Here is a 13,356-nt window from a genome sequence, read left to right as displayed (position 1 = left end):
ATCACCAACGCGTCATATTCTTTTCAAACTTGCTTGTATAGGTTTCTTTCAATTCCTCTGCAGATATTCCGTAGCAGAGCAAAACGTCGTTATAATACATTAATACATCTGCAAGTTCTTCCACCAGATGTTCTCGCTCCGGATGATCTACATCACAGGACTCCGACCCATACTTTTTTACAATATCAATCACTTCCCCAACTTCACCGATCATCCATAAAAGCTTGTTTTTACCAACCTCAGGAGAAATGCCTTCCCACTTATCTTTGTACCTCTCCTGCAAAGTCCTTTGCATCTCAAGCATTTCATTAATACCAAAATCAGACATTGTTCTTCCCCTCCTCAAAAATCTCATTTAATCGATACCGTCCAGTTATCTCCATCCACCAGGTATTGGAACTCTGTATGCTCAGGATTATTGATGACTTCCAATAGTTCTTCCAGGTCATTCACGGTGTCTAATTCCTCCAGTTTGCTGTATTCAACCCACTCCATCTTACCTTCGGATGAAGATATCACCTCTCCACTAAACTCGCTTGTTTTGAAAAGAAATACTATGTATCTTCCATTTTCCTTTCCACCATCTATTATTGGAAACTGCTTGACTCCCGCCAGCCTTGGATTCTTTATGTCCAGCCCCGTTTCCTCTTTCATCTCTCGAATAACCGCATCAACAAAAGACTCCCCGGGCTCCACGTGACCTCCCGGAAGAGTATAGCCTTTCCAGTCCTCTTTGATTCTATTTTGAAGCAGCACTTTGTCCCCGTCTGAAATAAGACAAAGAACTGTTATTTCTGCAATTTCTGTTCTACCCATATACTCCCCGTCTCCTTTGCATCAACACTCAAATTATACTGTCCGGGCAAGGGTTTGTCATTTAATTTGTATTCAAAATGCCCATAACAAAAGGGTTCCAAGCATTATGCCTGAAACCCGTTAAATAATAATATTTATTGTGTCATTGTCAGCAACCTTCTGATCGCAATATGCTTCCCCTTAAGCCTCCAGATAAGCAGTATATGTTTCTTCATATGCGTTTCTCTCTTCAAAAAGTTTTCTTATCCGTTCCTCCTGATCCTTCTCCTCCTGCTTCTCCTCTTTCTCAAGGAGGGCCTCATGCACATTCTCAAGCTCTTTATCAATCCTGTCCATGAGCTTATCCCATTCCTTAACACTCATTTCCTGGCTACCTATCTGAATTTTGACCTCAGTCTCATTATTTATCAGCTTTTCAAAAAGCTCCATTCTGAAAGCACTGATCTGCTCCGTCAAAGTCGTTTTAACAGTCTCAGGCTCTATCTCAGATTCTTTTTCAGCATCCGGAGTTTCTGACTCTGCAGCTGCCTCCTCCGCGGTTTCAGTTTTTTCCTCCTCCATCTCCATGCGTTTCCTGGTGCAGTGATTATATTCAGAAATTGCACGCATAATGGCCTTGAGATCCTCGGGCGTAAACATGCCTGCTGCCTTTGCCAAAGTATCGATATTATCTACGTTCACATGAAGGCTGCCACCGCTTGGAAGGGCTATTTTCAGCACCTTTTCTTTTTCATACATATTTCCCAGAGTTATAGCATTCTGCTCGTAGTCGCAGACGAAAGTTACTCCTTTATACTGTATGACACCATCCTTCGCCAAAAAGCTGTAGGGGCATTTCTTTTCAGTTTCAGCCTTAAGTGTCCGGCCAAAACTTCCTACGCCTTCTGCGCCTTTAGTATTCTCTTTTTCTAAAGAAGACTTATACGATCCCATCAGATAATCATTCGATATTGCCGTTATTCCCATATTGCCTCCGGATAAAAAGTGTTTCCAAGAAATAAAAAACGTGCCCCTTCAAGGATGGTCAATCCATTGAAAAGACACGCATTTCCATTGCTATCTATTATATCGGCATTATCCTTTAATTATTTATAGGTGCGCCTCTGCCTTACTCATAATATAGCTATCAGCCTTTTTAAGCATCTCTTTTTTGTTGTCATACTCTAAAACATTAATAGCTTCTTCCAGGCTAAGGCTCTTGAGAGACCTGACCTCGTTTGGTCTTACGATGTGCGGACATGTATCTTTATATTCAGCAAGGTAATACACAACCTGCTTTGTTATGCCAGGTTTTTCCGAAAGCCGGTACAACTCGCTTTCTCTAAAGTCAGTACAAAGCTTAACATCAAGATCTGTTTCTTCTTTTATTTCACGAAGAGCAGTATCTTTTTCTGTCTCGCCTTCTTCCATATGTCCTTTGGGAAAACTATGGAATCCGCTCATTTCTTCTACAAGAAGATATTTAATTGTCCCGTCTTCAACCGTATAAACTATCGCGCCACAAGACTTTTCAAACTTATTATAAAAATCATTTTTACGAAGTTCCATATAGGTATAAACCGCAGGATCTTCTCCCATAGCGATAACATACTCCGGCATTTCTTTCTGTACGAACCCCAGCCTACGGTACAGATTTAGCGCTTTAACATTGGATGGATGTGGATCAACCCACAGGTTTTCAGCCCCATGTTCGAACGCTTCCACGATAGAATTAAGCAGTGCCTGCTTTGCGATCCCACGGCCCCTTGCAAATTTAAACAGCTTGATGTCTAATGATGCATTTTTAGTTGCCTCATCTATGCGATACTGAGTCTCGCCGCAGTATTTGCCATCTTCAAATATTGAATAGTGATTTTGCATTGGTCTGGAATCTATAAATCTATCCAGCCACTGCCGTACACCCTCTTCTGTCTCCTGTAATCCTCCCGGCCAGATGTATTTCATAACATCTTCATCTGCCCAGAGGCTCTGTATATTCTTGATATCCTCGTATGTTGATTCTTTTATAGTTATCATTTATGCCTACATCCTCCCAACAAACACTTATTCAATACTTTTATAGAGTAAATCATTCAGAAATATCTTACCTAGTCCTCAAAAATAGAGTAATCCCTCTCAAAAAGGACTTCCAACATCTGCTTTCTAAGTAGTTCCTTATCCACGCTTGCTATAAGATACTTCTTGCGATACATCTTACTCTTATCAGAGTACTTGTACAGACCATTCTTCTCTTGCAATACGGCAAGTTCACTCCTCCACAGCAGTCCCATCTGGTTGTTCAGCTTTACCTTTGGACTGCGCTGGGGCATACGCATCTCGTAGCAGTCGAGCTTTCCACCGTCATCTTCAACAGTAATGATTCCCCAATGGTCCGGAACATGCTCCCTTATATGCCCTGCATGGCTGCTTCCCACGACAACATAGTTATAGTCAAAAAATCTGTCGTAGTCCCTGACCTGCCTAGTAAGCCTTTCATAGGTATCCGCATCGCTCTTAATCTCTATGCCATACAGCCCCTGATCTGTAACCATGACTATATCTGCTCTTGATCTGCCCATTGTGAGCTCTTCAAAGAAGCGTATCTTTCCATATTTTATTTCAAGATAGTCGCACAGACCATCTCTTATATCCGCATCACGGAGCATAACTCAAATACCTCATTACAATCTCTATCCAACCACTAAACTGCTTCTTGATTTATGCCTGAGACATACGAGATCAAGTTAAATGCATCTTTTAATATGCCTTGCAGATGGCTAAATCTCTTATATTTTAAGTTTTTCACTCACTTATGCATATGAAAACTTCAATTTTCTTCCTCTTCATATGCTTTCCGCCTTTCTCGATTCTCTCCCCAAGCTCTCCCCGGTCACATCCTGCATACTAAAGTCCTTATTAGATACACTTTCATATGCATGTACGCTCTGTAACAGTCCCGTTCTGCTCAGCTTAGCCTATGAAATGCATATTATTGGTTGGCTCTAGAAGTAATTCGTATGCATCAGACCAACTCTTTTGTTTTTATTATGATCCCCTGACATCAAATTAGTCAGCCCGTTTTCATCTACCGGCATATCCCTGACAAATTTCCATTCTTTTTCTGCATCTGTGTTTATCCCCTTTAATTCAAGCATACCAAGCCTCCATTACTATTTTATTATAATGTTATCAATTTAAAGATAAGAATTCTTTCATCCTGACATATATATTTTGCTTATCCTCATCAGTAATCTTACTAGGCTTCTTCAAAGCATAATGATGAGCAAACTCTTCATCGATATAACTGTTGTCACCAATTACTACCGGCTTACTGTATCTTGGTCGACAATGCAAATGAACATGCGGATTTGGATTATCATCTTTGTAGAAGTTATTCAGAAGACATGTCCAGTTACATAGATCTGCTCCAAGAATTGCCTTCAAGCAGGATTCTATCCTTTGAATAATTAGCCGCAAATCAGTCCACTCATCCTCACTAAGCTCTGACAAAGTGCCTACATGCCTCTTCAGTACAAGAATACACCTTCCAATGTAATCCTGTTCATCAGCAAGATATGCCGCCCAGTACTCATCCTCATACAATGTGTATTTTTTATCTTCATCAGATAGATTACACCACTCACAGTTACTCAATAGCGTCCTCCACTTTTGCTTTCTTAAGCATTAGTCCTCCTTACACCGGGGCTAAATAGTTCATCGTTGTTTAGAATAATAAATGAAATCATCATCACGTCTTACTTCCGAGTGTCCCATTTTTGTATAAAAGGAGTTAGTTCTGATACTCCAGATTGGTGTATCAAGCTCCTTTTAACCCCATAGAAAAAGCGGGTGTCTTACCCGCTTGTTGGTGGACCCGGGTCTTTCGACCAGCCCAGAAGGCGTTTGCCTTCTCCTTAATAGAATATTACCATTTTCCGCTTTTAAAAACAAATAAAAAAAGAGCCTCAAGCACAAGGCTTGAAGCTCTTTGAATTCAGTGTTTATGCAATCCGATAAGAATTACTCAACGATTGTAGCAACCTTACCTGATCCAACTGTACGTCCACCCTCACGGATAGCGAACTTAAGACCCTGCTCCATAGCGATAGGGTGAATAAGCTCGATAGACATTGTTACGTGGTCACCAGGCATGCACATCTCAACACCATCAGGGAGGTTGCAGACACCTGTAACGTCAGTTGTTCTGAAATAGAACTGAGGTCTGTAGTTTGTGAAGAAAGGTGTATGACGGCCACCCTCGTCCTTAGTAAGAACGTAAACCTCAGCAGTGAACTTCTTGTGGCAAGTTACTGTGCCGGGCTTTGTGATAACCTGACCTCTCTGGATTCCATCACGGTCAACACCACGAAGAAGAAGACCAACGTTGTCACCAGCCTCGCAGTAATCCATAGTCTTTCTGAACATCTCGATACCAGTACATACTGACTTAGATGTCTCTTCCTTGATTCCAACGATTTCGATTTCGTCGTTGAGGTTAAGGTGACCTCTCTCTACTCTACCAGTAGCAACTGTTCCACGTCCTGTGATTGTGAATACGTCCTCAACAGGCATAAGGAAAGGCTTATCTGTCTCACGAGTAGGTTCAGGGATATACTCATCAACTGTGTTCATGAGCTCGATGATCTTCTCACCCCACTCGGACTTAGGATCCTCAAGAGCCTTAAGAGCTGAACCACGGATGATAGGTGTGTCATCTCCAGGGAACTCATACTCTGTAAGAAGGTCTCTGATCTCCATCTCAACGAGGTCAAGAAGCTCAGGATCATCAACCATATCGCACTTGTTCATGAATACGATGATGTAAGGAACGCCTACCTGACGAGCAAGAAGAACGTGCTCCTTTGTCTGAGCCATAACACCATCAGTAGCAGCAACAACGAGGATTGATCCATCCATCTGAGCTGCACCAGTGATCATGTTCTTTACATAGTCAGCGTGGCCAGGGCAGTCAACGTGAGCATAGTGTCTGTGCTCTGTCTCGTACTCGATGTGAGCAGAGTTGATTGTGATTCCTCTTTCCTTCTCTTCAGGAGCCTTATCGATCTGATCGAATGCTACTGCAGGGCTGAATCCTCTGTCAGCAAGTACTGCTGTGATAGCAGCTGTAAGAGTTGTCTTACCATGGTCAACGTGTCCGATTGTACCAATGTTAACGTGCGGTTTGGTTCTGTCAAACTTAGCTTTTGCCATTTCTAAAAATCCTCCTTAAGTGAAATGTTACTTAAACATTTTCATACATAATTTAACCGACTATATCGATTATATTAAATGTTTGCCACTAAATCAAGCATTTTGCTTGATTTAAGCGGCTCACATTTACTTTTTTATCAGTTGCCCTTGTTAGAAAGGACTTTTTCCTGAACGTTCTTCGGAACAGGAGCATACTTCTCGAAGAACATTGAGTAGTTACCACGTCCCTGTGTTCTGGAACGAAGGTCTGTTGCATATCCGAACATCTCTGCAAGCGGTACATGTGCTCTAACGATCTTACCACCGCCAAGGTCGTCCATACCTTCAACCTGTCCACGACGAGAGTTAACGTCACCGATAACGTCCCCCATGTACTCCTCAGGCATAGTAACCTCAACCTTCATGATAGGCTCAAGAAGAACAGGTGCACCCTTCTGCATAGCATCCTTGAATGCCATAGATCCAGCGATGTGGAATGCCATTTCTGATGAGTCAACCTCATGGTATGATCCATCATAAACTGTAGCATGAACACCAACAACAGGATATCCACCAAGAGTTCCGGCCTTCATAGCCTCCTCGATACCTTCGCTGATAGGCTGGATGAATTCCTTAGGAATAGCACCGCCGACAACTTCGCTATCGAACTGGTAAAGATTATCTCCGTTAGCATCCATGGGCTCGAAACGAACCTTACAGTGACCGTACTGACCACGTCCACCGGACTGCTTAGCATACTTAGACTCAACGTCTACAGCCTTTGTGATAGCTTCTCTGTAAGCAACCTGAGGAGCACCAACGTTAGCCTCAACCTTGTACTCTCTAAGAAGTCTGTCAACGATGATATCAAGGTGAAGCTCACCCATACCAGCGATGATGGTCTGACCTGTCTCAGGGTTTGTATGAGCTCTGAAGGTAGGATCCTCTTCAGCGAGCTTCATAAGAGCCTCATCAAGCTTCTGCTGACCAGCCTTAGTCTTAGGCTCGATAGCAAGCTCGATAACGGGATCAGGGAACTCCATAGACTCAAGGATTACAGGGTTCTTCTCATCACAGAGTGTATCACCTGTAACTGTGTTCTTAAGACCAACAGCTGCCGCGATATCACCTGAATAAACCTTCTCAAGGTCTGAACGCTTGTTAGCGTGCATCTGAAGGATACGTCCAAGACGTTCCTTGCTATCCTTTGTACTGTTAAGTACATAAGATCCGGAATTAGCTGTACCACGATATACACGGAAGAATGCAAGCTTTCCTACGAAAGGATCGCTGACAATCTTGAATGCGAGAGCTGCGAAGGGGCCATCATCTGTTGACTCAACCTCAATCTCGTTGCCATCCATATCTGTTCCCTTACAAGCAGGGATATCAAGAGGTGAAGGCATGAATTCGATAACAGCATCGATAAGCTTCTGGATACCTCTGTTCTTGTGGGCTGAACCACAGCAAACAGGGAATGCCTTACACTCACATGTAGCCTTACGAAGAGCTGCCTTAAGGTCAGCAACTGACGGCTCTTCACCCTCAAGGTACTGCATCATAAGGTCCTCATCAAGATCGCAGATCTTCTCAACGAGCTCTGAGTGATAAAGCTCAGCATCATCCTTGAGGTCAGCAGGAATCTCACCAATCTGAACATCCTCGCCCTTATCACCGTTATAGATGTAAGCCTGCATCTCGAAAAGATCTATAACTCCCATGAACTGATCCTCAGCTCCGATAGGAATCTCGATCATAATAGCATTTTTCTTAAGTCTATTGCGAATCTGCTCAACAGCTCCGAAATAGTTTGCTCCAATGATATCCATCTTGTTGATGAATGCCATACGAGGAACATTAAATCCGTCAGCCTGACGCCAAACGTTCTCAGACTGAGGCTCAACGCCTTCCTTCGCACTGAATACGCCTACGGCGCCATCAAGTACACGAAGTGAACGCTCAACCTCAACGGTAAAGTCAACGTGACCGGGTGTATCAATGATGTTGATACGGTGCTCTAAAGCGCCGGGCTTTGTCTTTCCGTTTTCCTGAAGTGTCCAGTGGCAAGTTGTAGCTGCGGATGTGATTGTGATACCTCTCTCCTGCTCCTGAGCCATGTAGTCCATGGTAGCAGTTCCTTCGTAGGTCTCACCAATCTTATAGTTAACACCGGTATAGTAAAGAATACGCTCAGTAAGAGTAGTCTTTCCTGCATCGATATGAGCCATGATACCAATGTTTCTGGTTCTCTCCAATGGGTATTGTCTCTCAGCCAAAGGTTCTTCCTCCTAAATTATTAAATGAAGCTTAACCTGATAATTCCCAAGTACAGATTAGAATCTGTAGTGTGAGAATGCCTTGTTTGCTTCTGCCATCTTGTGCATGTCTTCTTTTCTCTTTACAGCTGCACCAGTGTTATTGTATGCATCCATAATCTCAGAAGCGAGTCTGTCAACCATAGTCTTCTCGCCTCTTGCACGTGAAAAGTTTACAAGCCAACGAAGTGCAAGAGCCTGACGTCTATCAGGTCTTACCTCGATAGGAACCTGGTAAGTAGCACCACCAATACGTCTAGCTTTTACTTCGAGAGCGGGCATGATGTTGTTCATAGCTCCCTCGAATATTTCAAGAGCAGGCTTACCAGCCTTCTCCTCTACCTGTGCGAATGCTCCGTATACGATCTTCTGAGCAACACCCTTCTTGCCATCAAGCATAACTGTGTTGACAAGCTTGGTTACAACCTTGTTATCGTATAAAGGATCCGCTAATACGTCACGTTTTACAATATGTCCTTTACGCGGCACGGTTCTTCCCTCCTTTAGAATTGCAATGATAGTAATAAAATCACTGCTTACTACAATCATCGGTACTCACTAATTAGTGTTCGTGCGGTTTTCTAACTAATTACTATATTTATAGAATAGAACAGAATCCCAACACTTATTAAATTAGTACTGTTAATAGTTCTGTAATTAAATAATTAATTACTTCTTGGCTGCCTTAGGTCTCTTAGCGCCATACTTAGAACGAGCCTGTTTTCTGTCGGCTACGCCTGCTGTATCAAGAGTACCTCTGATGATGTGGTATCTTGTACCAGGCAGATCCTTAACTCTTCCACCACGGATGAGAACAACGCTGTGCTCCTGAAGGTTGTGTCCCTCACCAGGAATGTAGCTTGTTACCTCAATACCGTTAGAAAGACGTACTCTGGCGATTTTTCTCAGAGCAGAGTTAGGCTTCTTAGGTGTAGCTGTCTTAACAGCTGTGCAGACACCACGCTTCTGAGGAGAAGCTGTAGCAGTTGCCTTCTTGTGAAGAGAGTTGAAACCCTTCTGAAGAGCAGGTGCTGTAGACTTCTTAACAGATGTCTGACGACCCTTTCTAACTAACTGGTTAAATGTTGGCATTCTTCTTACCTCCTATTTTGATAAAAAACTTGAGCATAAAACGCTCATATATGCCCTGTTTCAGAGCATATAGTTATATATGCATACAACAAAGGGGCATAATTTCACCCCTTTGTCGATACACGCAATTATGAATTATAAATACTAACATTTGGGTTGTCAACTAAATTTTTCATTAATATGTACCCAAATCATGCGAATAATAATTATTCCTCGTCGTCGGTAACAACTACTTCATCATCAACAAGATCGATGTCCTCGTCCTCACTGATGAAATCATCATCGAAGTTTCTTCTCTTCTTGAGAATAAGCTTATCAGGATCCTTGAAGTTAGCGTCGGTATTAAGAGCTGTGTTTCTGTATCTCTTCATACCTGTTCCGGCAGGAATCAGCTTACCGATAATAACGTTTTCCTTAAGACCGATAAGTGGATCAACCTTACCCTTGATAGCTGCATCTGTAAGAACCTTGGTTGTCTCCTGGAAGGAAGCAGCTGAAAGGAATGAGTTGGTAGCAAGGGCTGCCTTGGTGATACCAAGGATTACCTGCTTGCCTTCAGCGGGCTTCTTGCCGTCAGAGATAAGTTCTTCGTTGCTGTCCTCGAAATCAAGAACATCTACAAGAGTTCCGGGAAGGAAATCTGTATCGCCGCTCTCGTCGATTCTTACTTTCTTAAGCATCTGACGAACGATAACTTCGATATGCTTATCGCAGATATCAACACCCTGCAGACGATATACTCTCTGAACCTCTCTAAGGAGATAGTCCTGAACGGCTCTGATTCCCTTGATCTTAAGAAGATCATGAGGGTTAACTGAACCTTCTGTAAGTTCATCACCGGCTTCAATTGTTACGCCGTCCTGAACCTTGATACGTGATCCGTAAGGAATAAGGTATGCCTTAGACTCTCCGGTCTCATCGTTGGTAACGATTACTTCACGTTTCTTCTTTGTATCTCTGATCTCAACCTTTCCATCAAGCTCGGAGATGATGGCAAGTCCCTTAGGCTTTCTTGCCTCGAAAAGCTCCTCTACACGGGGAAGACCCTGTGTGATATCGCCACCGGCAACACCACCGGTATGGAAGGTTCTCATTGTAAGCTGTGTTCCGGGCTCACCGATTGACTGAGCAGCGATGATACCAACTGCCTCGCCGACCTGAACAGCCTCACCTGTTGCCATGTTTGCACCGTAGCACTTAGCGCAGATACCGTTGTGTGAACGGCAGGTAAGTATTGTACGGATCTTAACAGCTTCAATAGGCTGACCCTTTGCGTTAACACCAACTGAAAGGATCTTAGCAGCACGTGAAGGTGTGATCATGTGGTTCTTCTTAACGATCACATTTCCATCTTTATCCTTGATAGTCTCGCAGGAATATCTTCCTGTAATTCTGTCCTTCAAAGGCTCGATAGTTTCCTTGCCGTCCATGAATGCCTTAACGGTCATTCCGGGGATAACTTCCTTGTCTGCACAGCAGTCGATGTCACGGATGATAAGTTCCTGTGATACGTCTACCATTCGACGTGTAAGGTATCCTGAGTCGGCAGTACGAAGAGCTGTATCTGACAGTCCCTTACGAGCTCCGTGAGCTGACATGAAGTACTCCAGTACGTCAAGACCTTCACGGAAGTTTGACTTGATAGGAAGCTCGATGGTACGTCCGGTTGTGTCGGCCATAAGTCCACGCATACCGGCCAGCTGCTTGATCTGCTGGTTACTACCACGGGCACCGGAGTCAGCCATCATGTAGATGTTGTTGTACTTATCAAGTCCCTTAAGCAATTCTTCTGTAAGCTGTTTATCTGTCTCCATCCAGGTATCAACAACCGCACGATAACGCTCTTCGTCGGTAATAAGACCACGACGGTAGTTAGCTGCGATTCTATCAACTGTTGCCTGTGCTTCGTCGAGCATTTCCTGCTTCTGCTTAGGCACGGTCATGTCTGCGATAGAAACGGTCATGGCAGCACGTGTTGAGTAGTGATAACCTGTTGATTTGATCTTATCCAGAACTTCTGCTGTAGCAAATGTTCCGTGGGTATTTATCATAGCAGTTACGATATTCTTAAGCTGCTTCTTACCAACCATGAAGTCTACCTCAAGCTTGAAGTAGTTCTCAGGGTTGCTTCTGTCTACAAATCCAAGATCCTGAGGGATGATCTCATTAAAGAGGAATCTTCCGAGAGTGGACTCTACGATACCGTTAACAATCTCTCCATCGGGAGTTGTTCTGTCCATTCTGATCTTGATTCTTGTCTGGAGTGTGAGGTAGCCGTTCTCATAAGCAAGAATTGCCTCGTCAACACTCTTGAAGAACTTGCCCTCTCCAAGGGCTCCGGGTCTCTCCTGTGTAAGATAGTAGATACCAAGTACCATATCCTGTGTAGGAACGTTAACCGGACCACCGTCTGAAGGCTTAAGCAGGTTGTTGGGTGCAAGCATAAGGAATCTGCACTCAGCCTGTGCCTCTACTGACAGAGGAAGGTGTACAGCCATCTGGTCACCGTCGAAGTCGGCGTTGAAAGGTGTACATACAAGAGGATGAAGCTTAATAGCTTTACCTTCTACAAGGATGGGCTCAAATGCCTGAATACCAAGTCTGTGAAGTGTGGGAGCACGGTTAAGCATAACAGGATGCTCCTTGATAACATCTTCAAGTACGTCCCATACCTGCTCGTCAAGTCTCTCAACGAGCTTCTTAGCATTCTTGATATTCTGTGAGATTCCTCTGGAAACAAGCTCTTTCATAACAAAAGGCTTGAACAGCTCAATAGCCATTTCCTTAGGAAGGCCGCACTGATAAATCTTAAGTTCAGGTCCTACGACGATAACTGAACGTCCTGAGTAGTCTACACGCTTACCAAGAAGGTTCTGACGGAAACGTCCTGACTTACCCTTGAGCATGTCTGAAAGTGACTTAAGTGCTCTGTTACCGGGTCCTGTTACAGGTCTTCCTCTTCTGCCGTTATCGATAAGGGCATCAACAGCCTCCTGGAGCATTCTCTTCTCGTTGCGAACGATGATGTCCGGCGCACCGAGATCGATAAGTCTCTTAAGTCGGTTGTTTCTGTTGATAATTCTTCTGTAAAGATCGTTAAGATCTGATGTAGCAAAACGTCCACCATCAAGCTGTACCATAGGACGAAGATCCGGAGGAATAACCGGGATGCAATCCATGATCATCCATTCAGGAAGGTTTCCTGACTCTCTGAAGGCTTCTACAACTTCGAGTCTCTTGATGATTCTTGCTCTCTTCTGTCCGCTGGAGGTATCAAGACCTTCTTTTAACTCCTTGTACTCAGCTTCAAGGTCGATATCATGAAGGAGCTCTTTGATAGACTCAGCTCCCATTCCGGCGCGGAATCTTCCGCCCCACTCTTCTCTTGCATCCTGATACTCTTTCTCAGAAAGAACCTGCTTGTACTCAAGGTTGGTCTCTCCGGGATCAAGTACGATGTATGATGCAAAGTAAAGAACCTTCTCAAGTACACGGGGAGAGAGGTCAAGGATAAGACCCATTCTGCTGGGAATTCCCTTGAAGTACCAGATATGTGATACAGGAGCAGCAAGCTCGATGTATCCCATTCTCTCACGACGTACACTTGACTTGGTGATCTCTACGCCGCAACGGTCGCAGACAACACCCTTATATCTAATCTTCTTATACTTACCACAGTGACATTCCCAGTCCTTGGTAGGTCCAAATATCTTCTCGCAGAACAGACCGTCTCTCTCAGGCTTAAGTGTTCTGTAGTTGATTGTCTCAGGCTTAGTAACCTCTCCACTGTGTGGATCATTATCAATTCTGTGAGCCCAGCTTCTGATCTTCTCAGGAGAAGCAAGGCCGATCTTGATGGAGTCAAAAGTCATGGGCTGATAAGTCTGCTGCTGAGTAGATCTTCCGCTTGAAGCTTCATTTATTGCTTTATTCATAGTTGAATCAGACATTCGTAACCTCTTTT

At 43.7% G+C, this 13,356-nt stretch carries 12 protein-coding genes; all 12 read right to left on the bottom strand.

From position 1 onward, the window contains the following. Position 1 precedes the first annotated feature (1 nt). Complete coding sequence (locus tag G588_RS0107180) at positions 2-328, bottom strand: MazG nucleotide pyrophosphohydrolase domain-containing protein (RefSeq protein ID WP_022778076.1); 327 nt, start codon at positions 326-328, stop codon at positions 2-4. A gap of 23 nt (positions 329-351) precedes the next feature. Then, a complete protein-coding gene (locus G588_RS0107175; RefSeq protein WP_022778075.1) occupies positions 352-816 on the bottom strand; it encodes an 8-oxo-dGTP diphosphatase in 465 nt (154 codons plus the stop codon). Positions 817-996: 180 nt separating this feature from the next. After that, entirely contained in the window at positions 997-1,782 is a 786-nt protein-coding gene (locus tag G588_RS0107170; protein ID WP_022778074.1) for a hypothetical protein, read from the bottom strand. Positions 1,783-1,905: 123 nt separating this feature from the next. Then, positions 1,906-2,832 carry a GNAT family N-acetyltransferase gene (locus tag G588_RS21400; RefSeq protein ID WP_022778073.1) on the bottom strand — a complete coding sequence of 309 codons (927 nt, stop codon included), beginning with the start codon at positions 2,830-2,832 and terminating at the stop codon, positions 1,906-1,908. 71 nt (positions 2,833-2,903) lie between these two features. Beyond that, positions 2,904-3,461 carry a sce7726 family protein gene (locus G588_RS0107155; RefSeq protein ID WP_022778072.1) on the bottom strand — a complete coding sequence of 186 codons (558 nt, stop codon included), beginning with the start codon at positions 3,459-3,461 and terminating at the stop codon, positions 2,904-2,906. Positions 3,462-3,797: 336 nt separating this feature from the next. Next, positions 3,798-3,950 (bottom strand): hypothetical protein, encoded by a 153-nt coding sequence (locus G588_RS22445; protein WP_022778071.1) that lies wholly within the window; start codon positions 3,948-3,950, stop codon positions 3,798-3,800. Positions 3,951-3,984: 34 nt separating this feature from the next. After that, positions 3,985-4,449, bottom strand: a complete 465-nt coding sequence (locus G588_RS0107145) for an HIT family protein (protein ID WP_022778070.1) — start codon at positions 4,447-4,449, stop codon at positions 3,985-3,987. 366 nt (positions 4,450-4,815) lie between these two features. Next, positions 4,816-6,006 carry an elongation factor Tu gene (tuf, locus tag G588_RS0107140; protein ID WP_022778069.1) on the bottom strand — a complete coding sequence of 397 codons (1,191 nt, stop codon included), beginning with the start codon at positions 6,004-6,006 and terminating at the stop codon, positions 4,816-4,818. A gap of 137 nt (positions 6,007-6,143) precedes the next feature. After that, the gene (gene fusA / locus G588_RS0107135) at positions 6,144-8,261 is read right to left on the bottom strand and encodes an elongation factor G (RefSeq protein WP_022778068.1); all 2,118 of its coding nucleotides are present in this window, start codon (positions 8,259-8,261) and stop codon (positions 6,144-6,146) included. Positions 8,262-8,318: 57 nt separating this feature from the next. Next, on the bottom strand, positions 8,319-8,789 hold the full coding sequence (gene rpsG / locus G588_RS0107130; protein ID WP_026516618.1) for a 30S ribosomal protein S7: 471 nt from the start codon (positions 8,787-8,789) through the stop codon (positions 8,319-8,321). Positions 8,790-8,969: 180 nt separating this feature from the next. Continuing rightward, positions 8,970-9,392 (bottom strand): 30S ribosomal protein S12, encoded by a 423-nt coding sequence (gene rpsL, locus G588_RS0107125; RefSeq protein ID WP_022770014.1) that lies wholly within the window; start codon positions 9,390-9,392, stop codon positions 8,970-8,972. A 206-nt stretch (positions 9,393-9,598) separates the two neighbouring features. Beyond that, positions 9,599-13,327, bottom strand: coding sequence for a DNA-directed RNA polymerase subunit beta' (rpoC, locus tag G588_RS0107120; RefSeq protein ID WP_051139918.1), 3,729 nt, complete (start codon positions 13,325-13,327; stop codon positions 9,599-9,601). Positions 13,328-13,356: the final 29 nt, after the last annotated feature.

This window comes from Butyrivibrio sp. AE3009 (assembly GCF_000420845.1).
Classification (GTDB): Bacteria; Bacillota; Clostridia; order Lachnospirales; family Lachnospiraceae; genus Butyrivibrio.
The sequence above is the reverse complement of the archived record's forward strand: the minus strand, read 5'-3'. Positions and strand labels throughout refer to the sequence as shown.

Bases quoted from the DNA above. Each gene is read 5' to 3' on its own strand.
- G588_RS0107180 (WP_022778076.1), bottom strand. From the start codon at position 328: ATGTCTGATTTTGGTATTAATGAAATGCTTGAGATGCAAAGGACTTTG.
- G588_RS0107175 (WP_022778075.1), bottom strand. From the start codon at position 816: ATGGGTAGAACAGAAATTGCAGAAATAACAGTTCTTTGTCTTATTTCA.
- G588_RS0107170 (WP_022778074.1), bottom strand. From the start codon at position 1,782: ATGGGAATAACGGCAATATCGAATGATTATCTGATGGGATCGTATAAG.
- G588_RS21400 (WP_022778073.1), bottom strand. From the start codon at position 2,832: ATGATAACTATAAAAGAATCAACATACGAGGATATCAAGAATATACAG.
- G588_RS0107155 (WP_022778072.1), bottom strand. From the start codon at position 3,461: ATGCTCCGTGATGCGGATATAAGAGATGGTCTGTGCGACTATCTTGAA.
- G588_RS22445 (WP_022778071.1), bottom strand. From the start codon at position 3,950: ATGCTTGAATTAAAGGGGATAAACACAGATGCAGAAAAAGAATGGAAA.
- tuf (WP_022778069.1), bottom strand. From the start codon at position 6,006: ATGGCAAAAGCTAAGTTTGACAGAACCAAACCGCACGTTAACATTGGT.
- rpsL (WP_022770014.1), bottom strand. From the start codon at position 9,392: ATGCCAACATTTAACCAGTTAGTTAGAAAGGGTCGTCAGACATCTGTT.
- rpoC (WP_051139918.1), bottom strand. From the start codon at position 13,327: ATGAATAAAGCAATAAATGAAGCTTCAAGCGGAAGATCTACTCAGCAG.